The sequence below is a fragment of the Flavobacterium frigidum genome, assembly GCF_048286795.2.
The window spans coordinates 135267-159179 of record NZ_JBLVPT020000002.1; the positions used below are offsets into that span (position 1 = coordinate 135267).

Here is a 23913-nt window from a genome sequence, read left to right on the forward strand (position 1 = left end):
ATGTGCTTGTGTTTGGCTTGTTGCTACATGGTTGCGAGTCCTTTGTTGAAGTTGACCTTCCCAATGACCAGCTTATCGCCAATGGAGTCTTTGAGGAAAAGTCGACTGCCAACGCTGCCATGACAGACGTTTATGCCAAAATAAGAGGAACTGGATTATTGACTGGTTCTGCTGATGGTCTTTCGGTAGTATTGGGCAACTATAGTGATGAGCTTGATTTTTATGGTGAATCTTATCTTGGGACCTTATCGTATTACAATAATTCGCTAACCGCTGCAAATGTTGATATAAAAAACTTTTGGGACAGCAGCTACAATCAAATTTACTCTGCGAATGCAATTCTAGAAGGAGTAGAGCAGTCAAGGACACTTCTGCAGGAATCCAAGGATCAGCTAAAGGGAGAAGCGCTTTTTGTGCGAAGCCTGATTCATTTTTACCTTGCGAATGTTTTTGGAGCAGTGCCGTATGTAAGCACAACGGATTATAAAACCAACAGGAATGTTATAAGAACTGCTGTAGCCGACGTTTATGCCAAAGCGAAAGCTGATTTGGAAACAGCCATCCTGTTGTTGCCCGAAAACTATGTTGTTGCAGACCGGACACGTCCCAATAAGTACACTGCACAAGCCCTGCTCGCCCGATTAGCGCTTTATGAAGGATCGTGGGATGAAGCATCAAACGCTGCATCAGCGGTACTGAATAATATGCAACTGTATGCATTTGAAAGCGATCTTTCGAAAATATTTTTGAATGGCAGTAGCACTACAATATGGCAACTAAGTGCAGAAAATGCCGGGGGTAACACCTATGAAGGCGCCAGTTTTATTTTTACAGGCGGAACACCTACGCTTTCGGCTATCAGCATGGGATTGCTGTCGAGTTTTGAGCCGGGCGACCGTCGTAAAGCAGCATGGACCAAAGCAGTGACAAACGGAAGCCAGACTTGGTACCATCCCAATAAATACAAACAAAAGGAAAATACATCCACTTCGATGGAATTTTCTATCATTTTCAGAACCGGTGAACTTTACCTAATCAGAGCAGAAGCTAGGGCTAGGGCAGGCGACCTAATTGGAGCCAAGGAAGATTTGAATATCATCCGTCATATTGCAGGACTTGCTGATACAAATGCCATTTCGCAGGAGGAAATCCTACAAGCTATTTTGCGGGAAAGAAGGGTAGAACTGTTTACTGAATTTGGTCATCGCTTCTTTGACCTGAAACGATTTGGAGTCATTAATCCAATACTTTCGGCTGTAAAGCCTGGTTGGGATAGCAATGACGTCTTGTTTCCAATTCCTGAAACGGAAATAGGTTTAAACCCGAATTTGGAACCTCAAAATCCAGGATACTGATGGTGTCGATTAATAACATTAAAAAATTCATCTTTATTAGTTTAATTAGTTTTCTTTCTGCCTGCCCGCTTTTCGGGCAGGTCAAGAAAGTAAAGCTATTGACAGAGGATGACTATGGTAAGTGGAGCCAAATGATCCGTGAGGGTATCTCTGATAATGGCAATTGGGTGCAGTACCAACTTGTCTATGATTCAGGGAATGATACGTTGTTTGTCAGGAATACGAAAGGCAAAGCGGTTTTGGCTATTGCAAAAGGGTATGATGGCCAGTTTTTTAACCACAACTCGTTTGTTTATATGCTTCCTGATAAAAAAATAGGAATTTCGAATCTAATGAATGCGAAGAAAAAGGAGATTGAAGGTGTTGAAAATTATCAGATTGCCGGCAACGATAGTTTTCTGTTACTTACTTCCAATGAAGAAGGCGGTACAACAACCATAAAGGTATTAAATTCAGATTGCACGGTGATCGAAATGATAAAAAGTGTCAGTAGCTTTATGATTAGTCCAGATCGTAATTCATTGGTATATTGCCATACTGACGGTGGAAATAAGAAAGTAACATTACTGGCTTTTTTGGATCATAAAGTTCAAAAGAAAACAATAGCGTCAGGTAACTATGCCTATTTCAATTCAGTCTGGCAACCGAACAGCAGTGCTGTAGCTTTCTTAGGGACACCAATCCTAAAAACGGGTACATCGGAGCCTGACGTTTTTTTCTATAAGATACCTGAAGATAAAAGTTACAGTTTCAGTATGACAGATAATAGTTCTCTTAAAGGATTTGATTTCAATGGTAATAGGAGTTCTTCCCTTATTGTTTCGGATGATGGGATGCGGGTCTTTTTTACGCTCAAGGATCATGAGGAAAGCAGCAATAAAAAAAGTACATCAGATGTTGAGGTATGGAATGCATCAGATTCAAACGTGTATCCACATCTAAAGCAATCTGGTAGACAGGGTGTTAATAAAATGGGTGTTTGGGAACCTCTCAGCGGCAGGATAATGATTGCAGGTAAAGGGAAACAGGATATTTATATGCTTAATGGAGATCAGCAGTATGCTATCACAAAAGATGTATTTCCTTATTTGCCGAGTGACAAGGAAAGGCCCGAAGCAGACTATTATGTTATTAATCTGCTTAGTGGAGAAGTCTCCCATTTTTTACGTCTGGTACCTTTCGAAAATGCTACTTTGGTATTTTCGCCCAATGGAAAATCAGTTGCTTACTTTAGGGAAAACGAATGGAAAGTATATAATTTTGCCGAAAAAACTCATATCACGATGTCATCTGCAGTACCATTTGCATACGAAGCAGATTATAATGCACCAAGAAGTCCTTACGGTTTTGCAGGCTGGACTACCGATGGCCATAGGTTACTGTTGTATGACCAATTTGATCTCTGGTCGTTTTCAATAGATGGCACCGATAGTAAGCGACTTACAAGGGGAAGGGAAGAGGGAATCATTTTTCGTGTTGCTGACATTGACAATGTTAGGCCAATAGAGGAGCCTTGGTTTGTACAAACAGGAAATGAGATTGATATTGCCAGTGCTATGCTATTGGATGCCCACAGTGAGGACAACGACAAGAGTGGTTATGCCGTTTTATCTCCAAATGGAAAGTTAAACATAAAGACTTTTACGGATAAGAAACTAAGCAGACTTAAAAAGGCCCAAAATAAGGATATCATTATTTACAGACAGGAAGATTATGATTTGCCACCACAAATTGTGGCTGTGTCTGGGAATAAATGGAAAAATGATGTTGTTTTTAAAAGCAATCGGCAACACAGTCAATATCCGTGGGGGCATTCTGAGTTAATTTCCTATCGAAATAGTGCAGGTGAGTTTTTGCAAGGGGTTTTATTCTATCCTTTTGACTATCAGCCTGAAAAAAAATACCCAATGGTGGTGCGCATTTATGAAAAGCAAGTCACCACTGTGCATACCTATATTGCTCCTTCCATGTATAATACAACGGGGTACAATACTTCAAACCTAACAAGCCAAGGATACTTTGTACTGCATCCCGATATCAATTATACCATTGGTAATCCGGGTGTTTCAGCAGCAGATTGTGTGATTGCTGCTACCCATGCTGTTATTTCAAAAGGTTGCATTGATCCTGGAAGAATAGGCCTCATAGGTCAATCGTTTGGAGGTTATGAAACTTTTTTTATTGCGTCGCAAACGAAGTTATTTGCGACTGCTATAGCTGGTGCCGGCATTTCCGACATGAGCAGTTTTTATCTTTCAATGGGATGGAATTACAGCACACCTGATGCATGGCGTTTTGAACACCAGCAGTTTCGCATGGGGAAGACCCTCTTTGAAGATGCGGAAGGCTATAGGAGAAATTCGGCTATTACATTTGCCCGTGATTTTTCAACCCCGATTTTGTCGTGGACTGGAGATTCAGATACGCAAGTCAATCCACAGCAAAGCATGGCCTTTTATATGGCCATGAGAAGATTGAAAAAGAATCATGTTATGCTGAGGTATCCCAAAGAAGGCCATGTTATTTTGGATATGGTTCGTCAGGCTGACCTGAGTTCAAAAATTATGGATTGGTTTAATCATTATCTTAAAGATTGTCCTAAACCAGGCTGGAGTAGTCCGGAATAGAATTCAAGATTTATATTAAACAACGATGCGGTTAATCATTGATTAACCGCATCGTACTTTTTAAATATAACGAAGATCGTTATTGTTTTTTGTAAAGTGTTTGTGGACAAGAGGCATCACTTTCATTTATTTTGCCCTTTAATGTCTGCAACGATGGTGTCTTGCAGATGTCATTTACGATGGTACTACACATAATATCCTGAACACAAGGGTGCAGGGCATCCACAAATAAGTAACCACGCTTATCGCCAGGTGCATCTTTTACAGTACCCATTGACATTGTTGCAAATGCTCCAAGCGATCCCAAAATGATTACTGCCACAGGCATCATCAGTTTTTTAAAATTTGTTCTCATAATAAAAAGTATTAAAGTTTATGATCTACTCTGTTACAGGTTTTCGATCGTACTCCTGATACTGCGCAGTATATTTTCAATATTAATTGTCATTTTTTAGTGTTGCCCTAGTTGTTAAATGGTTCAGTAATTTGTAGCAAACAATTTTATCATCGATTATGGCATACAGTTTTCTATTCACTATAATAAAACTGTTCATACTAGATTTACCTATCTTGTAAATCGGAAAGCTTGATTTATAGGAATGGTCCCTTAAATCATATACATCAATGATACTCGCTTCCTTCCATAATTGATCTCTTTCGTATTGCCCGGATATAGTAGAATTAACATATAGTAAATTATCACTTACCGCACTCATTTTGTTGACTATTAATGGAGGGTTTGAAAAAGTGTTGATGTTCTTGCTTTTCACTTCAGCTACTTTAATTTGTACTTTGTTTATGGTATCGATGGTATTGCCCCTATAGTCCAATTTGAGGTTTTTATGAGCAACTATATACTGATTACGGTAACGGTACACATATACAATGCGATTATTATTGTTGTCGAAATGCAATGATCCATCTACATCAAAAATACCGTCAATTTGTGTTTGGAGAAGTTGTTCGGAATGATTCTCTAAACGATGGCTGAGGCTTGTTGTACCAAGGATACTTTTTCCTGTTTTCTGATCAATAAAGCGGACCGCAACGTTGTCCTTATCAATTGGCTCCAGATGTGAAAAATATTTTCCGGTACTTAAAACCAATTTTGCATTCCAGTCGTGAATATTTCCCTTAAATATATAAGGGACATTTCCCTCAAACATGTAAAAGTTATTCTCAAGTACTTTAATCATAGGAGTGTGAAAGGGCAGTTTTTTGTTGTTTGGAATTATCTTATAGTTTTTTCGGTTTGTTAAAGCTGTATCCAATTCCATTACTTGTAAAGGAGCAGTGCTGTTTCCTAAATAAATTTTTCCATTGCTACTCCCCGCAAAATAGTACGAGTTGTATCCCAAATCTGCCTTATATTTTTCCTGCGCCACATGTTGTGGAAATCTTCTGATAAATGTATTTGCATAATGGATGATATTTTCAGACCTATTAAAAAGTAATATCACTACAGCTGTGCCAACAATTGTGCAAAAAAACATCAATACTATCTTGCTTTTAATTTTCATGATTGTTTTTTATTTGTAATTGTTTTTGTGTTTTGTATCGGTACAAAAATTATCGCTATTCCTATAAGCACAACAAATATGAGGTTAAAAATAAGGTGCTGGTTCCATGTCAATTTTTCAAGTACACCCCCGCATGAACATGGAACGAAAGCACTGTAATTAAGGATTATGTAGATGTAGGCTGTAAACATTACCATTAGTGTAAAGGAACCTAATAATGAAACGAATCGTAGTCTTGGGATAAACAGTCCAAGAGCCAAAGCTATTTCAGCCAATGGAACTGTCACGGAGACCCAGCTTGCAAATGCACTAAGTAATGGTGATTGACCCAATTGAATGCTGAAATTTTCATAATCAAGTCCTTTACTTGTAGCAGCATAAATGAAAAGTAATGCCGTTAGATAGCAAATTGAAATCATCAACGTATTCCTTATGTTTTTAATCTGGTTCATTTTTCTGATTTTCAGTTTGGAAAAATTCTTTAATTATAATTTTATACCTTATTTTCCATTTTTATTACTGCATTTGAGGCAATAAATTTTAGTATCGTATTCAAATTCCATTGAATGAAAAAAAGCGTTTTATTTAAGATTTAATTATTTGGAATTGAATCTGAAACAAAGCTACAATAGTCTGTTTGATAACATGTTACCGAAATCCGGCATTAATTTGTCAAAATCCGCTAGTTTAGTTAAAGTTGTAAAAAAGCATCTCTGAAATACAATTGAGCAATAAAAAAGTGCCAAATAAACATACATTGTTTATTTGACACCCTTTTTATTTTCTACTTTTATAATTTGTTATTACTTCACAGTTTCGCTCAATGTTTTCAATTTTTCATTGAGTTCTATAAGTCCGGCTTTTTGTAAACACTCATCTCCAAACAGTTTTAATTCCTGGAGATTTTCTTCTGGAACACTTGTTATGAGAATTGATGGTTTATCATCGTCTTTAGGTGCTAGTCCACGTTCAATAACATGGTTTAACAACAGCACATTTTTTCGTGAAATTTTCAAATCAATCTTCACTACATCATTCATTCCAGGGATACTGAGTACAGTATCAAAAACCTTGGCTACATCATTTGTTGTCATAATCTTCACGTTTTTAATTAATAATTTATTCTGTAAAGGTATAAAGTCGTTTATGAATTTTGATAGGTAAAATTTACCTATGATAGGTAGAATCCATACCACTTACTTAATTTTGTATCTGATTTAAATGCCGAAAATTAAAATGTACGATAGGATTTTAGATACGCAGAGTTACAGAAATGTGCTTTGAATTTGATATAAAATGGGTCAATTAAAAATGGTTTAAAAAATGATTTTCAAGAGTATAAGATTTGATAGTCATATTTCAAAAGAAGCGGTTTATCAAATGAAGTTCAGGGTAGAAAAAAAGTTATGAAAGATGATTTTATTTAAGTATTTAATGACAATCATTACCCTTTAAAATGAACAGCCAAAACCTTCCTTAAACAAGTCAGGATTTGGTTGTTTTAAAATTGGTTTATTGCTTTGAAAGAGCACGTTCTTTTATGGGAAATTGAGGAGTAAATCCAATTTTATAATTATCCAGTTATAATGGTTTTTAAATTATAGACAGTGTGCACTTTCCTTGACTACCGAAAGTGATGATAAAATGCCCTTTATATAAGTCATCGAGAATTTAATGACTGAATTGATAGTTCCTATGAATGGCTGAAATACCACTACTAGCATATCATGTATTATAAAAAGAGGCTATGAATGAGAAATTTGACTTTTGAGCATTTTTGAAATACTGAAATGTCTGAGGAATATTTAAAGTAGCTGGAAGATTGCAACGTTTCTGCAATCGGCAAGATGTCCTGTTGTTTAACAACAGATTCTTGCTGCTCTATACTCGGGACTCGTTAGCAGTGACACTGAAAGGATAAAAAGAGTTTGATAACAATGAAATGAAGCGCAGCGAATTCACGAATACCAATAAAAAACAATTTGAATTAATGAGTAAAATGAGAGATGATGGAAAGAGAAAATTCAAACAGAACACGCATTGTCGGGTTACGATTTACACCCGAAGAGTATGTGAAAATTGAACGAAAATGGAAAGCAAGTACTTGCCGTAAGCTGAGTGACTACATTCGTAAACACCTATTTAATAAACCGATAAACACCACATACAGGAATCGCACTTTAGATGATATGACCTGTGAAATGATGCTGCTATATAAGCAATTAAATGCCATCGGAAACAACTTTAATCAGGCGGTAAAAAAACTACATACCCTTGACCAAATTCCTGAATTTAGAGTCTGGATTATCAGTTCTGAACAGGATAAAAAAATCCTTTTGAACAAGGTTGAAGAAATCAAGATATGCATCCAAAAAATCTCGGAAAAATGGTTGCAATCATAAAAACAGGACACTCTGTCCACAAGGTTTTCTATTATAATGAAAATAAAGTAAAAGAGGGCGTAGCAGAGTGTGTTGGTGCTGGAAATTATCCAATTGATGTGGATAAAATGAGCGATACTATAAAACTGAATCGTTTTCTAAAACAATTGGAATTAAATGAAAATGTAAAGCGAAACAGTGTGCACATCTCATTGAATTTTCATCGTTCGGAAAATCATTCCAAAGAAAAATTAATGGCTATTGCGGATACTTATATGGAGAAAATAGGTTTTGGAGAACAACCTTATCTGGTATACCAGCATCAAGATTCCGGGCATCCGCATCTCCATCTGGTCTCCATAAATGTAGAGAGGGATGGCAAGCGGATCGACATGCAAAATATCGGTCGAAACCGATCTGAACCAGCGCGAAAAGAAATCGAAGAACTTTTTGGACTTGTTAAAGCTCAAGGACGCATAAATAATCAAGATTTTGAACTCCAACCTATCATCTCAGGAAAAGTTCACTATGGGCGAAACGAATCCAAAAAAGCTATTGCAAATGTATTGGCCCAAGTGCTTTCATCGTATAAATATACCAGCCTTCCGGAGCTGAATGCAGTGTTACAACAATACAATGTTTTGGCAGACAGAGGCAATGAAAATTCAAGAATGTTTAAGACAAAAGGATTAATGTACCGGATACTGGATGAAAATGGTAAACTTATCGGTGTACCCATCAAGGCCAGTCTCTTTTATAACATGCCAACCCTGAAATTTTTAGAAGGAAAATTTGCATCCAATACCATTGGCCAAATTTCCGATATGAGAAGGGTAAAAAACGCCATTGATATGGCGTTTTTAAGAACGGAAATATCACTTACGCAAATGGTGCAACTACTGGAAAAAGATGGAATCATTACTGTTTTTAGAAAAAATGCAGAAGGATTACTTTATGGGATTACTTATGTAGACCATACCACAAAATGTGTTTTTAACGGTAGTAAGCTGGGCAAACAATATAGCGCTAAAGCAATTCAGGAACGTTGTAAATCAATTACCCCAGTAGAACAAAAAATGGGAAGCTCAGATAGTGAAAAATCACAGGGGATTACATTTCAAACGACTCATTCGAAAATCAATACAACTTCGTTTGGTGATGATTTTCAAAATAATAAATCAGTTGGATCCGATTTAGTAATGGGACAATTATTGAATATCCTTACGCAATCCGAACAGGCTGCTAATTACGTTCCGTATCAACTCAAAGGCAAAAAGAAAAAAAGAAGAGGAAAGTCAAATAATCAATAAAATTTAAATTATGGCTATGCAAACTGGAGAAAACGAACAGGCATTGAGGAAGATACTCGACATGACCAGACTAATCAGCATCATTATTTTAGTAATCCATTTTTATTATTACTGCTACGCTGCCTTTCTGGAGTGGCATCTTGTTAGCGGATTCAGTGATAAAATTATGGGCAATATTCACCATACAGGATTGTTCAGTAATTTTCATAAATCCAAACTCTTTGCATTGGGATTTTTACTGATTTCCTTAATAGGTGCTAAAGGACGTAAAGACGAAAAACTAAATTACAAAACAGCTTTTGCTTATATAATTACGGGTACTCTAATTTTCTTCATAAGCTATCTTTCATTATATCTGAAAATAGAAATAGTACAGGCAGCGATAGCTTATATAAGCATTACGGCAGTTGGATTTCTTCTGATACTTTCTGGAGGTACTTTGCTCTCGCGTATTATAAAAAACAGGCTCAGCGATAAAGATATTTTTAATACCGAAAATGAGACCTTTCCTCAAGAAGAAAGGCTTTTAGAGAATGAATATTCCATCAACCTTCCAGCTAGATATCACTTAAAAGATAAGGTGCGAAACAGCTGGATAAACATTATTAATCCCTTTCGTGCTTTGATGGTTCTGGGGACTCCAGGTTCTGGAAAGTCCTACTTTGTAATTCGACATGTTATTACTCAGCACATACGCAAAGGCTTTACGATGTTTATTTATGATTTCAAGTTCGATGATCTTTCCAAAATTACCTATAATACCTGGCTCAAATACAAACATCTTTATCCTAAACCACCACAATTTTATGTTATTAATTTTGATGACCTGACCCGAACACACCGATGCAATCCATTGGAGCCTTCAGCCATGAGTGATATTACCGATGCTTCTGAATCTGCACGCACCATTCTGTTAGGATTAAATCGGGAATGGATCAAACGTCAGGGAGATTTTTTTGTGGAATCACCAATTAATTTTCTCTCAGCCATAATATGGTATTTAAGAAAATACAAAGACGGCGAATTTTGTACGCTTCCCCATGTTATAGAACTCATGCAGGCAGACTATGATAGCTTGTTTACCTTGCTTAGAACTGAAAAAGAAATTGAGGTACTCATCAATCCTTTTGTAAACGCCTACCTCAATAATGTAATGGACCAATTGGAAGGTCAAATCGCTTCGGCAAAAATCGCAATGGCGAGGCTTTCTTCTCCGCAATTGTATTATGTTTTATCAGGCAATGATTTCACATTGGACATCAATAATCCGGAGGAACCAAAAATTGTATGTATGGGGAATAATCCACAGAAAATACAAATTTACGGTGCTGTATTATCACTTTATGTAAGCAGATTGGTTAAGTTGGTCAACCAAAAAGGCAAACAGAAAAGCAGCCTGATATTCGATGAATTTCCGACTATATATTTGAACAATATGGATAGTTTGATTGCTACTGCTAGAAGTAATAAAGTAGCTACTTGTTTGGGTATTCAGGACTTTAGCCAGTTGCGTAAAGATTATGGACGAGAGCAAGCCGATGTGATTATGAACATTACCGGAAATATCGTGAGCGGACAGGTCACAGGGGATACAGCCAAGCAATTATCAGAGCGTTTCGGAAAGATTATGCAGGACAGAGAAAGCCTGTCTATTAATAGTGGAGATACCTCAATTAGCCGCTCAAAACAGTTGGAATCCGCAGTTCCTCCGTCCAAAATTTCCGGACTTAGTTCCGGTGAATTCGTGGGTATGGTAGCCGATGATCCCGATTGTAAAATTGAACTCAAAACATTTCACTGCGAAATTGTAAATGACCATAAAGCATTGAAAAATGAACAGGATGATTATAAAGATATCCCCGTTATTCGGAAAGTCGATAACGCAATGGTACAACGCAACTATTTGCAGATAAAACAGGACATAAAGGACATTATTTATTCTGAAAAAGAAAGACTATTAAATGATTTTGGATTGGCGCATTTGGTCGTAAAGAAATAATTCCCATCGTTTTTACAACTTCGTCTGGGTTGGGAAAATTTACCTGTTCATTTATATAATCAATTAAAAAAAATAAAATTATGGAAATAATACAAAATCAGTTTTTAGACATTGTGCAATTTATAAAAGAGTCACGATTCAAAGCCATTAAAATTATCAATACTGAGCTAATTGAGCTTTATTGGAATATTGGTGAATATATGAGCAAGAAGGCTGAAAGTTCTGAATGGGGACAATAGGACGTTAAGGATTTGGCCGAATATATACAAAGGAACGAATCGGATTTAAAAGGATTTTAGATAAAAACCTTTGGAGAATGAAGCAATTTTATGAATCATACAGTCCTTATCCAAAACTCTCAACAGTGTTGAGAGAAATTAGCTGGTCACATAATCTTGTTATTTTTTCAAGATATAAAACGATAAAAGAAAAAGAGTTCTAACTGAAGTTATCAAAGCAGGAAAACTATAGTTTAGGGAATTGGATCGGCAGGTTTCATCCAGTCTTTATGAACGAACTATCTTGAGTTACGTAAAACTCTCAACAGAGTTGAGAGAAATTCATCCAGAGGCTTTAAATACATTTAAGGATAGCTATGTATTTGATTTTTAAAATCTTTCAGAGCCCCATAATAACGGAGTCTTGCACAAAGGACAGTTAAAGAAATGAAAAATTTTATATTGGAGTTGGGTAAAGATTTTTTATTTGTAAGAGAAGAAAACAAAGTCCAAGTGGGCAATAGTGATTTTTTTATCGACCTGTTGTTCTATCATAGAGGGTTACAATGTTTTGTAGTATTTGAGTTAAAATCTGATAAATTTAAACCTGAGCATTTAGGGCAACTTAATTTATCTGGAAGCACTTGATCGTGCTGTCCGAAAGGAAAATGAAAATCCAAGTATTGGAATATTAATATGTAAAAATCAGGATGATGCGGTCGTAGAACATGCATTAAGTCGAAGTCTTTACCCAACTATGGTTGCTGAATATAAAATTCAGCTCCCAGACAAACATTTACTAAAATAAAAGTTACATGATTTATATTAGTTAGATGCTTATTGACGATTAATTTAATAACTAAGTTTCTAATAAAATGCCTTTCAATCGAAAGCCTTTTTGTTTTCATCCCTTTTCTCAAATAAAAAACACTGAAATTCAAATATTTATAAGAATTAGCTATGGAAAAATAACTACGTTAAAATATCTATTTAGTAGACTTGGAACAATTGTTAAGCGATGAAGATGATTTGATTTATTCTTATGAATCACAATTTAACTTTGATGAAATAGAAAAATAATTAACAGTCACTAGGGTTACCTTTCTCCACATTTTCTATTAATAGGAAAATAAAGTCTCTGCCCAGAGCAAAACAAAGACTAATAACTTATTTTTATAAATCATATCAACAATCAATGTTCAATAATTATAAAATATCAAAATGCAAAACCAACAATATCACCAGCCTTTCTGGAAACATTCTTTCTAATAAATAAAAGCGGCTTCTTTCAAGAAGATATAAAAGTCCAAAACTAATTAATCAGAAACCCTAAATTTAGTATATATGTTATTTGGAGCCCATCGCAACCGCAAAATGAGTCAATCTTTTATGGATGAAATCTTTGGTATTGAAGAAGAAGATAAAGTAAAAGAAGAGTTAACTCCGCAGTCTTCGTACCAAGAAGTTATTAAAGAACTTGAAAAGTTATCAATAGATGTAAAACAATGCACAATAGTCGAAATTCTCCATATTCTCGATGTAAAATTACGAGAAGTATATGCAAAATGTAAATCAGCAGATTCCAATTATCCGTATCGTCGATACGAAATAACACCGCAAAATCAAAAACTGCATCTGATCAGAACTCATATAAGAGAGGTAGCGATATGGATGTATGATGGACAACGACACGATATGCCTGTTGAATTAAGAAAAAAAGTGTTTTTATAAATTAATAACCTTCTAAGCGAAAACCTATGAGACGACTTATTTTACATATTCCGCATGCTGCAACGAATATTCCTATTACCGAAGGCTACTCAGTGTCTGAAACAATTTTAGATCAGGAAATTCTCAAGCTCACCGACTGGTACACCGATGACTTGTTTGAAAACAATACAGATATCAGTATCAAAGCTCCTTTTTCAAGAATATTTTGCGATACTGAACGCTTTTCTGACGATAGTCAAGAAATAATGGCGCAATATGGCATGGGAGTTTTATATGAAAAAACAGATTCTGGAAAACCATTACGAAAAGTCACAACTGACTTGCGCACGGAAATTTTAGACAATTATTATTGGAAACACCACAATCAGTTTACGGATGAAGTGAGAAATCAATTGACAAAAAACAGTACTGTAACTATTGTAGATTGTCACTCCTATCCATCAAATCCAATTATGCGGGATTTAGACCAAAACAAGAATCGTCCAGATTTTAACATTGGCACAGATGGCTTTCATACCCCTCAAAAATTAATAGATGCCTCAATAGCTTTCTTTGAGAAAAAGGGATATTCTTTAGGAGTCGATTGGCCTTACAAGGGCGCCATAGTTCCGTTACAGTATTATAATATAGACAAAAACGTACAATCTATTATGTTAGAAATAAACAGAGGGCTATATTTAAACGAGCCATCCAATGAAAAATCCATTCAATACCTGGAAATAAAACATGTCGTTCAGGAATATCTGAATGTAATTCGAAATCTATAAAAAACAATTTGTAATTATTTCCCATTTAAACCAATTAGATAGAGTACGCAACAACCATGAGGCCGAGGGTTGAATAAATTATGAAATTTTAATCATGGACAGGGCTACCTTTATTTCTTTCTGGTATACATTGTACACTTGACAATTTTAAAAGCAAGTTAGCATTTTGCAAAATTTAAAAACTTTTAATACTCAATTTTTTTAACCATCTTTATAATTCAAATTATTACAATGATAAACCACGCTTTAATTGCTAAACCCAACACATCTTTACTGAATGTAGAATTAACAAAAGCTTTTGTGAATGAAATACTCTATGCCTGCAGGAAGGTAGATAGCAGTCCGGTTTTAAAAGTCATTCATAAATTTAACCTTCAAAATCACAAAGAAATAGAAGAGTTTAATAAAGGCGCATATCGTATTCTAGATTTCTGGAAAAACAAAGAACAAAAAATTATCATCACAAAAATCACAAGACACGACTCTAAATGCATTGCCTGTGCCTACGGCAAGACGGTAAAAGTTTTTAGCATAATTTATCATCAATATAGTCATGGCATCGATGGCCCTAGCATTATTTACAACAAAGAATTTGCTGTTAATCTTGATATTCAAAATGACATGCTGATGGACTTTGTGGTGTAACGCATTCCTGGATAAGGAAGAAGTGGAAAAGTTGAATAAATAAAACGTTGAAGATGAAATCACAAGCTTATTTCGAAAAAATTCATAAGCATATTGAGGAAAATTTACAAACAGCCGATTCAAGTATAAGACTTGCTGTTGCCTGGTTCACAGATACAAAACTATTTGATATTATTTGCGAAAAAGCAAAGTCAGGTATTATTGTGGAATTACTAATTGCCAATCATGAAATTAATTTAGATAGTAGAATTAATTATCAAAAGTTAAGAGATAACGGAGGTGAAATTTATTGGATTGGCAAAGGACGAACCTATGATCCTTTAATGCACAATAAGTTTTGCATTATTGACAATCATATTTTAATTACAGGCTCTTACAATTGGACTCAAAGAGCCAAATCCAACCATGAGAGTATAACATTAATTGAAGATGACCCTAATCTAATTTTAGATTTTAATCAGGAATTTGATAAGATAAAAGACAAATATTACGGCAACGATATTGAAAACATCGATTGGACAAAAGTAATAATCCGATTAGATACATTGCTAAATGTCATTCGTTTAGAGGATGAAGAGGATATAAAATATCAAATCGAAAAGACTAAAAGTTTAATTCCAAAAAACTTCACTGATGAGAGAATAGATAAACTAAAAGTCATTTTAAATTTTTGTAATAATAAAGAGTATAGCAAAACTGTTAATTTATTGCAGGCATTTACAAGTAAATTCAAAAAAATTACAATTTACAATGACCCAGAAATTCCGGCATTGCAATTGGAAATTAGAAGTTTAGAATATCAAATTTCAAGTCTTGAAGATGAGAAAATAGACATTACAAAAAACATTAGGAGTTTTGAGCTCAAATACAATGAAGAATTGGGGCAGATAATCAATGAGATTCTATACTTAAAAAAGATTATTGCAGAAAAATTGGCTGCAGAATTTGAAGACGATGAACAAAAGCAAGAAGAATATCAGGAAGCGAAAACGGATTATGAAGATTTCTCAAAATCATATCACGAAAAATTAAGTGAACCAAAGCCTTTTGAATTAGATTTTGACAAACAAAATGAACTCAAAAAAAATTATCGAAAAGCATCTAAACTATGCCATCCCGATAAAGTTACCGATGAACAAAAGGAACTAGCAACCAAAGTTTTTACGGAACTGAAGAATGCCTATGATCAAAATGATCTTGCTAAAGTAAATGAGATTTTAGCCAGTTTAGAAAAAGGTATTTTTAAATCGCAAGGAGAAACAATAAACGAGAAAGACAAGCTGACAATAATACGAGAAAGCCTGATTCGTAAAAGAAATGAATTGGAAGAAATGCTGCAGCTAATAAAAAACACGGATGCTTTTTCAAAAATAAAAATAATTGATAATTGGGACGAGTATTTTAATACAACAAAAGAAGAATTTGAAAAAATTCTTGAAGAACTTAAAACCGAAACTGCTGTTTAAACCTTTTATATGGAAGACAATAATAAATCACTGATTACCATAAATGCCTCACTGGCAAAAATCGAAAAACAAATTGTTATTGGAGAGAAAATACTTTTTAATGATGTCGCCCTTATTTTTGATGAAGCATTTTACTTAATCAACAGTAAATTTATTAAGCGCAACTCAGAAATGTTTTTTTTCTCAATAAAACATAATACACATTATTTAAATGATAGAGAATTTAAATATCAAGCAAAAGTAAAAGAGAATTATTTCAGTGCAATTGAGTTATTTGACAAAATAATTGTAAAACAACCTTATTTTGAATTTGCTTATTTCCTTAGAGGAATAGCACATAATAAAATATTTGAATACAAAAAAGCAATCTCAGACTTTAGTAGCGCAATATCAATTGATATAAATTTTACAGAAGCCTATGCAAGAAGGGCAAGTATTTATGATGAAATTGATGAAGATAATTTGGCAATTAGAGATTTTGGTATTGCAATTTTACTTGATTGTACCAACTCTGAATATTATCATCAAATAGCAAATGTAAAATTTAAAAGCGATCAGGAAAGTTCCATTAAAGATTATGATAAAGCAATACAACTTGCACCAAATAATATTCGAGCTTATAATAATAGGGGGAGGACTTTAAAATCCCTTGGAAAATCCAAACAAGCAAAAATGGATTTTGAATTAGCAATTGACTTATCAAATAAAGAATTGTTAATAGACCCGAACAATGAAAAATTATATTATTATAGAGGTTGGGCAAAAAACGAACTACATCTTTACAAATATGCCATAATAGATTTTGCTGAGGCTATTGAGATTGATCCAGAATACACAAGCGCTTATTTTTCAAGCGCTTGTGCAAAGGCAAGAATAAACGATTATAGAGGAGCGATAGATGATTTAACTAAGGCTATCGAAATAAATCCTTTAGGCAAAAGTTATTATTTTAACAGAGGTATGTACAATAAAAAAATTAATAAAATAGATGAAGCGATTAATGACTATTCAAAAGTAATTGAAATTTCTCCAACGTACTCAGATGCCTTTTATAATCGTGGAATAGTCAAATACGTGTTGAAAGATTATTTTGGAGCAATCTATGATTATTCTAAAGCAATAGAGTTTAATCCAAATTTTTACAACGCATTTTACAACAGAGCAAATACAAATATGAGCTTAAAGGAATATCAAAACGCAATAGTTGACTATAGTAGATCTATTGAAATTAATCCTACAAGTGGGGCTTATTATTATAGAAGCAAAGCAAGATATAAAATTGAAGATATAGAAGGAGGATTAACTGACTATAAGAAATATCAAGATTTAGTAAAAGAAAAAAAATAATTGTTATCTACCAATGAACAACGAGCAAAAACTAAAAAAAACAAATATTTTATTTCATTCAATCAAAAAACACGAGGATTTAAAAAGAATTATAAATGACAGAGGCTTTAAAGCGAGCTATGCAGATGAAATTGTAGATGGCTATAAAGTCAAAATTTTAATGGTTTCATTTAGCAATGTTGCTTTGCTTGAATCAAAAAGCCAAATAAACTATGGCGATTTCTCAATAGGATTAACTCGAGAATGGGGACAAATAAACAAATTAGAGCCTGTAATTTACACATATGAAAATAGCGAAATTGGAACTTCATTCTTGGAGATAATCACAATCGCAGGGCGGAAGCTGGCAAGTTCGGCTACCGATCTTGATTCTACCGATCCATTATCCACTGTTTTTGATAATTGTATAAATATGACAATGTATCTAAAACCAATTAAAGTCATAAATAATGAAGGCAAAGAATTTACGGCATTTAACGACCGTGAATGGAGATTTGTACATAAACATGGAAGAATAAATCCTTTAATATTCGAAAGGAATTTTATAACTAATGAATTAATAACTGCTTTTAAATCTAAAGATTTAAAAAAAAAGCCTTTTACAAATGAAGTTGTTTTGACTTTTGACTTGTCCGATTTAAAATATATTATTATTAAGGAAAAATCACAAAAAAAAGAAATATTTGAATTATTATCAACTACTTTTAGTTATGAAACAGTTTTAGATGCTATAATAAATGGAGATTTAGAAATTTTATCGAGTGATTCAATATGGCATGATTTGTAAAATAATGGTTTAAAGCTTTGAATTAAATATGAAAAAAAGATAGCTCCTAATATTCCTCTCCTGGCTCTGGCATTCCGATTGGTCGGATATGCTCGTTTTGGCGCATTTAACAAATTTGAACTAAACAAGATACTATGGGTCTACTAAAAAAATCATATAGGCTGATTTCAGCAATATTAATGGCAGTAATTATCATATATTTCAGTACTACAAATCTTGATTTGAAAAGCTTTTCACTAAACTTAGTAACTGAAATTCTGGGAATTTTTATAACAGTTTTTTTGATCGATTATGTAATTCAAGAACGAGAAAAAAAAGAAAAAACGAAAATTTTAAAAAGTGCATTTCACCAATTTAAAAGACCGGTTAATGACATTTTACATCTTTTCGTAGAGATATATAAAGCAACTTGTGAATTTAAACCGCAAAATTTAAATACCAATTATAAAGAAATACTCTCAACAGAAGAGTTTTATGAAACTATTAAGCTTTTTGATTATGTGAAAAACGCTCCAATTTTTCCAACAAGGACATGGGCAAGTTATATTTCATTCAATGTACAATCATTAAAAGACACTTTTGACAAAATAATTGACAAATACGCTTTTGTTCTAGATAGTACAATAATTACAGAAATGGAACTTATAAGTAGTTCCCCCTTTTTACAAATTTTTGCTTCTGGGGAAATTATTTTGCACGCAGATATTTCTATAAATACTAAAAGAACAAGTCTTAATATTCTCGCGACTGAAACCTTAATGGATGACTTGAAGCTGTTTTTGGAGAAAGTTTATTATATAAATGATTATTTCGGCAAACAAGTTCAGGAAGATTTTAGCTTGAAATACGATTTAGGAATTTGGCAAGATAACATGGTCCCAAAAATCGGTACGGCAAGAGTTAACCAAAAATACCAGAAACCTTCATGAGAGCAATAACATACAAAATAGAATTATTATAATCCATGGTGGCGTGGATATAACCTCTGTCCAGCCGTCACGGTCACTTGCATTAAATAATTTTTAAATATGCTTTTATTGTTCAATTATTTTGAAAACAGTTCAAATAAAAAAAAGATACCCCTAATATTCCTCTCCTGACTCTGGTTATCCTTAATCATAATAGCCAGCTTCATCCCCAAACCTCAGTTTTACATCAGACAATATCTCAAAAAACTGTTACGGCTCATGGGGCGTCAGGACATAGATAAAAATATTTATTTTATATTTTTTTTCTTCTCTTCTCGTATTCCTTTTCATATAGGTTATAAAAATATATACTTGTCCGTATTAGCATCTAATCATTTTAGTAGATTAATAAGCTATAACTATTAATACAAGAATGAACAAAAGGTAACCCTTCATTAAAATAACATTACTCTAACAACACAAACCCGGCCCAATTAAATGGTTCCGGATATTTTTTTATAACCTCCATTTGAGCTTTTTTCAAAGCTTCGGTTTTAGGGATTCCATTCAAATAAAAATGATAAAATTGGGCCATTAATTCGGAAGTTTGTTTGTCAGGAACTTGCCATAAGCTAACTATTAACGAATGGACACCAGCTAACTTAAAAGCTCTTTGCAATCCAAAAACACCTTCGCTTCCTAAAACATCCCCTAAACCTGTTTCGCACGCCGATAACACAACCAAATCAACTTTAGATAAATCCATACGAGATATTTCCACAGCAGTTAAAACACCGTCAATATCAGTTTCTCTTATAGAATTAGTTGCTCCGGCAAGCAGAATACCACTTCTGTACATGGAACTTTGATTTATGAACATTTCTCCATCTAAACCCGAAGCGGAAGCATTGTTTAAATTATTAATATTATAATAAAACCCATGTGTAGCTAAATGAATAATGTTGTAAATATTCTTATCCAGTCTTCTAAATTCTTGCTCTGACGCTTCTTTTTTGAGAAAAACCATTGGTTTTTTATTGGAATATTTTTCAAATATTTGCTTTATCGCCTTTACTTCATTTTCTGTATATTTCAAATTGGCAAATTTACCTCTTTTAAAAGTATTTTTTATTTCCTTATCAATGGAACTAAAACTTCTGTTTTTGTTATTAAAATTATAATCAACACCTCCAAACAAAGCAATGTTCAATTTTTTTTGAGAAGATGAATTTAAGTTTAAGACTTGTCTTGTACTGCCCAAAATTTGAATATCCCACTGTTTATCTATCAGTAAAGCAGGAAATGAAATTTTATGCAATAACCGGCTCAGTGATAAATATACTTTTGATGACGAAGCTAAATGTGGCTCTAATGGTTTCCATATAAGATCATATAAAACATCCTTTATGCTGACCCCCAAAATTCGGACAATATATTCCGACTAATTTAGATAGGAATAAAAACCTTAAATTAGCACTAATATGTCAAGAACAAGAAGAACCTTCGGAAAAGACTTCAAAGCCAAAGTTGTTTTGGAAGCCTTAAAAGAGAAAGATACCATCGAGGTATTAGCAAAAAAATACGAGTTGCTGCCCAACCAAATTTCAATGTGGAAGTCCGAAGCCATACGGAATCTTTCTGCGGTTTTTTCTGCAGAAAAAACGGTCGTTGCCAAAGATGAAATTCCAACAGAGAAACTCTATGCTCGAATAGGTCAGCTGACTTTGGAGAATGACTTTTTAAAAAAAAGTCTGGGTTAGTATCGATCCGTGAGCGAGTGAAAATGGTCGATACCCAAAATAAATTGAGCATTGTCAAACAATGTCGATTATTAGAAATTCATCGTGGCGGTCTTTATTATAAAGCAAAACAGGAAGGTTTAGAGAACTTGAAAATAATGCAATTATTAGACCAACAGTATTTTAATACTCCATTTTATGGCTGCAGGAAACTGACGTTTTGGCTCAAGGATTTAGGTTTTAAAGTGAATCGCAAACGGGTAAAACGATTGATGCAAATCATCAATTGGCAAACCATTTATAGAGAACCTAAAACAACAGTGAGTAATAAAGAACATAAGAAATACCCTTATTTACTCAAAGGTTTGAAGATTACCCATAAAAATCAGGTTTGGGCAACAGATATCACCTATATTCCTATGGCAAAAGGATTTATGTATTTGACTGCGATTATTGATTTGCATACAAGATTTGTTTTGAACTGGAGTGTAAGCAATACAATGAGTGCCGATTGGTGTGCCGATATTTTGCAAGAAACTATACAAAAGTATGGTGTGCCTGAAATTTTCAATACAGATCAAGGAAGTCAATACACCAGTGAGGTTCACACCAATGTACTATTAAACAATGAAATAAAAATTTCTATGGACGGTAAAGGAAGAGCTATTGACAACATTTTTATAGAAAGATTATGGAGGACAGTCAAATACGAGAATGTATATTTACAAGCATATACTGATGGAATCAGCCTTTATAGAGGACTCAAAGATTATTTTGAATTTTATAATAAACGGCGAATTCATCAGTCACTAGATTATGGAACGCCTTATAATAATTATTACAAAAAAGAAGTGGCATAAAATCAGAATAACTTTTTTTGGCTTCTTAAAATAGCCAAAAGTTATCTCCGATTTTAACCAAGATAATAGAATATAAAACTAAAAACCTATCTTAAATCGTTGAGATTTCTGTCTGAAAAATGGGTACAGCATACTTATTCTCATAATAAATAGCATTTACCCTTTGTTCTGTTTCTCCTTTTGCATTAAGAATTGTTGTCAAATTACTTTCTTTAAATAAAGGTATTATCTCCGGATATTTAGAATCAGGCTTGATAATCAAAGCATAATATTGAAAATCTTGTTTCTCTAAATAGCTAATTGGAACATTTATAATTTCAATGGCTGTCTCTTTCACTTTTAGTGCTTTCTTAATATCGTTCCATTGAACAAGTCTTGGATTGTAAATTTGAAATAAAGGATTCTTATAAACTTTTGCAATTATTTCTCTTTCTTTTAATTTTAAATTCCACTGTAATTCTTCAGAATTTTCTTTTTTTGATAGAAGGGATAATCTTTCTTTCTCATTTAACAATTTGATATAGTCAGATTTTAAAGAACCATCAGCTTTTGATATAAAATTGCGTAAATTCTGATTGGAATATAAAGCAATGTTTTTTGTTGCCAATATATTATTGTAAAGCCTCTCATTATCCCTGAAAGTATTCTGTTTCAGATAGAAAAGATTAATTGAAGTAATATCCCTTTCAATATTTGAAATGAATTTCTCTTTCTCATCTTCCGTTAAGAATAAATAGTTGGAAGTAATTTTATTGAAAAGTTGAACTTCAATAGTTTCAAAAATATTTTCATCTATTGATTTGCCAGAATCATTTATGACGAGTGAACTTATTAAAAGTTTATTATAATAGTCCTTATAATCATTTTTTAGAGGCTTTAAAATGGTTATCGCTTTTTTAAAGATATTTTGAGCATTAACAAATCGGCCTGTATTAGAATAAAAGACAGCTAATCGATTCAAACTTTCTACATACTGAATATTATAATCCCCTGTTCTTGATTTTGTTTCATCAACTGACTCAATAAAACATTTTTCTGCTTCTGTGATGAATTCCTCTTTTAAACTCTTTCCTTTAGTAAAAAACCCTACAAATTTATTCCACCAACTTTTATAAATTAGTTTTTTATTACCCTGTTGATTTAAGGCAACCTGATAACAATAATTACCCTTTACAAGCAAATATTGTAAATAAATTGATTCATCTGTTTTTTCATCAGCTAAAGATTGCGCTTTAATTAGTAATTCCCCGGCGGATTTATAATGTTGTAAATAAAGTTCACTTGTTGTGGCAAGTAGAAGTAAACTTAAATAATTTGCTGATGTTTTGCTTAACTCACTAATCTCATATAAATGCAAATTTTCAATATTAAGCTCCATTGTTTTTTTTATATCGCCTATTCTTAAAGCCTGATCCGCAAAAAGCATCTTTGAATTAATTAAATAAACCACATCTTCGGGTTGTGATTTTTTATTTAATTTACTTAATTTATTAAAATAATTTTCAGCAACCAGATAATTACCTTTAGATAAATTAATTTCTGCTAATGAAAGAACCGGAAAAATTTGAAGATTTTCTTTTTCTGATTTAAGTAAAAAATTATTAGATATCGAGATAGCATCATTAAATAACTTTTCTGCCTTTCTATCAGAATTCAAATTCTCTTTCAAACAAAACCCATAATTAATTATTGCTGCATATTCAGAAATTAATCTTTGTTTTTGGGCAAAATCGCTACCACTATATAGTTTTGTAATAAATAAAAATGGAGAGACCGCAGACTTGTTTAATTCTTTTTCATAACTCTTTTTAGCATAATCTAAAGCAGTATTGGATTCTCCTTTTCGGATATATTCTTCGGTTTTTTCGATATAACTATATTTATCGGAAAGGCTTTTCGTCAAGTATAAGGAGAAACCGTTGTAAAAAAAATAGTTAAACACTGATATAATAATAACAAACAACAGTACACCAAATAATTTCAAGAAATCATTCTTACCAGCTCCTTTTTTAAAAACAGAAAATAAAGAGGATAATAATAACCCAATAATTACGATTACAAATATAGAAAGACCAATAACTAAAACTGCAATTCTCAACAATTCGAAAAAATAGCTAACTCCCCAAAACCCTTCTATATCCGCTATATACCAAATAAGGTGAACTACATTGGCTATGAGATATACTATTAAAAATAATACTAAGTAAACCAAAGTGGCATTTAAAAAATTTTTCGCTTTAAATAGTATCAATT

Annotated in this window: 22 protein-coding genes and 1 pseudogene; 17 read left to right on the forward strand and 6 right to left on the reverse strand. The window is 33.2% G+C overall.

Features of this window, described 5'->3' with window-relative positions; translation table 11 throughout:
* The first annotated feature begins 2 nt into the window (after positions 1 to 2).
* Both ACNQGB_RS04185 and ACNQGB_RS04190 read left to right on the forward strand, forming a co-directional pair.
* Complete coding sequence (locus ACNQGB_RS04185) at positions 3 to 1355, forward strand: RagB/SusD family nutrient uptake outer membrane protein (RefSeq protein ID WP_417943642.1); 1353 nt, start codon at positions 3 to 5, stop codon at positions 1353 to 1355.
* Positions 1355 to 3982, forward strand: a complete 2628-nt coding sequence (locus ACNQGB_RS04190) for a S9 family peptidase (protein WP_417943643.1) — start codon at positions 1355 to 1357, stop codon at positions 3980 to 3982. The genes ACNQGB_RS04185 and ACNQGB_RS04190 overlap by 1 nt, the downstream gene beginning before the upstream one ends.
* Before the next feature lie 79 nt (positions 3983 to 4061).
* Here the strand turns inward: ACNQGB_RS04190 and ACNQGB_RS04195 are convergent, their stop codons facing one another.
* From ACNQGB_RS04195 to ACNQGB_RS04210, 4 genes are all read right to left on the reverse strand, one after another.
* Entirely contained in the window at positions 4062 to 4310 is a 249-nt protein-coding gene (locus ACNQGB_RS04195) for a hypothetical protein (protein ID WP_472777075.1), read from the reverse strand.
* A 109-nt stretch (positions 4311 to 4419) separates the two neighbouring features.
* On the reverse strand, positions 4420 to 5502 hold the full coding sequence (locus ACNQGB_RS04200; protein WP_417943644.1) for a hypothetical protein: 1083 nt from the start codon (positions 5500 to 5502) through the stop codon (positions 4420 to 4422).
* Positions 5499 to 5954, reverse strand: coding sequence for a MauE/DoxX family redox-associated membrane protein (locus ACNQGB_RS04205; RefSeq protein WP_417943645.1), 456 nt, complete (start codon positions 5952 to 5954; stop codon positions 5499 to 5501). The genes ACNQGB_RS04200 and ACNQGB_RS04205 overlap by 4 nt, the downstream gene beginning before the upstream one ends.
* A 351-nt stretch (positions 5955 to 6305) precedes the next feature.
* Positions 6306 to 6596 (reverse strand): hypothetical protein, encoded by a 291-nt coding sequence (locus ACNQGB_RS04210; protein WP_317039363.1) that lies wholly within the window; start codon positions 6594 to 6596, stop codon positions 6306 to 6308.
* Between the two features lie 915 nt (positions 6597 to 7511).
* On the opposite strand from ACNQGB_RS04210, the gene ACNQGB_RS04215 reads away from it, so the two are divergent.
* The 13 genes and pseudogenes from ACNQGB_RS04215 (at position 7512) to ACNQGB_RS04275 (ending at position 19082) form a co-directional block, all read left to right on the forward strand.
* Positions 7512 to 7904 (forward strand): plasmid mobilization protein, encoded by a 393-nt coding sequence (locus ACNQGB_RS04215; RefSeq protein WP_417943646.1) that lies wholly within the window; start codon positions 7512 to 7514, stop codon positions 7902 to 7904.
* Complete coding sequence (locus ACNQGB_RS04220; RefSeq protein WP_417943647.1) at positions 7889 to 9193, forward strand: relaxase/mobilization nuclease domain-containing protein; 1305 nt, start codon at positions 7889 to 7891, stop codon at positions 9191 to 9193. The genes ACNQGB_RS04215 and ACNQGB_RS04220 overlap by 16 nt, the downstream gene beginning before the upstream one ends.
* 16 nt (positions 9194 to 9209) lie before the next feature.
* Positions 9210 to 11192 carry a conjugal transfer protein MobC gene (mobC, locus tag ACNQGB_RS04225; protein WP_417943714.1) on the forward strand — a complete coding sequence of 661 codons (1983 nt, stop codon included), beginning with the start codon at positions 9210 to 9212 and terminating at the stop codon, positions 11190 to 11192.
* A gap of 80 nt (positions 11193 to 11272) precedes the next feature.
* The gene (locus ACNQGB_RS04230; protein ID WP_417943648.1) at positions 11273 to 11431 is read left to right on the forward strand and encodes a DUF1016 N-terminal domain-containing protein; all 159 of its coding nucleotides are present in this window, start codon (positions 11273 to 11275) and stop codon (positions 11429 to 11431) included.
* Positions 11432 to 11508: 77 nt separating this feature from the next.
* Entirely contained in the window at positions 11509 to 11634 is a 126-nt protein-coding gene (locus ACNQGB_RS04235; RefSeq protein WP_417943649.1) for a DUF1016 N-terminal domain-containing protein, read from the forward strand.
* A 223-nt stretch (positions 11635 to 11857) separates the two neighbouring features.
* Positions 11858 to 12218: pseudogene (locus ACNQGB_RS04240) on the forward strand (PDDEXK nuclease domain-containing protein).
* Positions 12219 to 12784: 566 nt separating this feature from the next.
* Positions 12785 to 13141: a hypothetical protein gene (locus ACNQGB_RS04245; protein ID WP_472777076.1), complete on the forward strand. Its 357-nt coding sequence runs from the start codon at positions 12785 to 12787 to the stop codon at positions 13139 to 13141.
* A gap of 26 nt (positions 13142 to 13167) precedes the next feature.
* On the forward strand, positions 13168 to 13908 hold the full coding sequence (locus ACNQGB_RS04250; RefSeq protein ID WP_417943651.1) for an N-formylglutamate amidohydrolase: 741 nt from the start codon (positions 13168 to 13170) through the stop codon (positions 13906 to 13908).
* A 231-nt stretch (positions 13909 to 14139) separates the two neighbouring features.
* The gene (locus ACNQGB_RS04255; RefSeq protein WP_417943652.1) at positions 14140 to 14553 is read left to right on the forward strand and encodes a hypothetical protein; all 414 of its coding nucleotides are present in this window, start codon (positions 14140 to 14142) and stop codon (positions 14551 to 14553) included.
* Between the two features lie 53 nt (positions 14554 to 14606).
* The gene (locus ACNQGB_RS04260) at positions 14607 to 16019 is read left to right on the forward strand and encodes a phospholipase D-like domain-containing protein (RefSeq protein ID WP_417943653.1); all 1413 of its coding nucleotides are present in this window, start codon (positions 14607 to 14609) and stop codon (positions 16017 to 16019) included.
* Between the two features lie 9 nt (positions 16020 to 16028).
* Complete coding sequence (locus ACNQGB_RS04265) at positions 16029 to 17366, forward strand: tetratricopeptide repeat protein (protein ID WP_417943654.1); 1338 nt, start codon at positions 16029 to 16031, stop codon at positions 17364 to 17366.
* 13 nt (positions 17367 to 17379) lie between these two features.
* The gene (locus ACNQGB_RS04270; RefSeq protein WP_417943655.1) at positions 17380 to 18153 is read left to right on the forward strand and encodes an abortive infection system antitoxin AbiGi family protein; all 774 of its coding nucleotides are present in this window, start codon (positions 17380 to 17382) and stop codon (positions 18151 to 18153) included.
* Positions 18154 to 18287: 134 nt separating this feature from the next.
* Positions 18288 to 19082, forward strand: coding sequence for a hypothetical protein (locus ACNQGB_RS04275; RefSeq protein ID WP_417943656.1), 795 nt, complete (start codon positions 18288 to 18290; stop codon positions 19080 to 19082).
* Between the two features lie 445 nt (positions 19083 to 19527).
* On the opposite strand, the gene ACNQGB_RS04280 is transcribed toward ACNQGB_RS04275, so the two are convergent.
* Positions 19528 to 20481 carry a CHAT domain-containing protein gene (locus tag ACNQGB_RS04280; RefSeq protein ID WP_417943657.1) on the reverse strand — a complete coding sequence of 318 codons (954 nt, stop codon included), beginning with the start codon at positions 20479 to 20481 and terminating at the stop codon, positions 19528 to 19530.
* Positions 20482 to 20542: 61 nt separating this feature from the next.
* Here ACNQGB_RS04280 and ACNQGB_RS04285 point away from each other — a divergent pair, with 61 nt between their 5' ends.
* Both ACNQGB_RS04285 and ACNQGB_RS04290 read left to right on the forward strand, forming a co-directional pair.
* Entirely contained in the window at positions 20543 to 20821 is a 279-nt protein-coding gene (locus tag ACNQGB_RS04285; protein WP_417943658.1) for a transposase, read from the forward strand.
* A gap of 23 nt (positions 20822 to 20844) precedes the next feature.
* Positions 20845 to 21660 (forward strand): IS3 family transposase, encoded by an 816-nt coding sequence (locus ACNQGB_RS04290; RefSeq protein ID WP_417943659.1) that lies wholly within the window; start codon positions 20845 to 20847, stop codon positions 21658 to 21660.
* A 91-nt stretch (positions 21661 to 21751) separates the two neighbouring features.
* Here ACNQGB_RS04290 and ACNQGB_RS04295 read toward each other — a convergent pair whose 3' ends face one another.
* Positions 21752 to 23911 (reverse strand): tetratricopeptide repeat protein, encoded by a 2160-nt coding sequence (locus ACNQGB_RS04295; protein ID WP_417943660.1) that lies wholly within the window; start codon positions 23909 to 23911, stop codon positions 21752 to 21754.
* Positions 23912 to 23913: the final 2 nt, after the last annotated feature.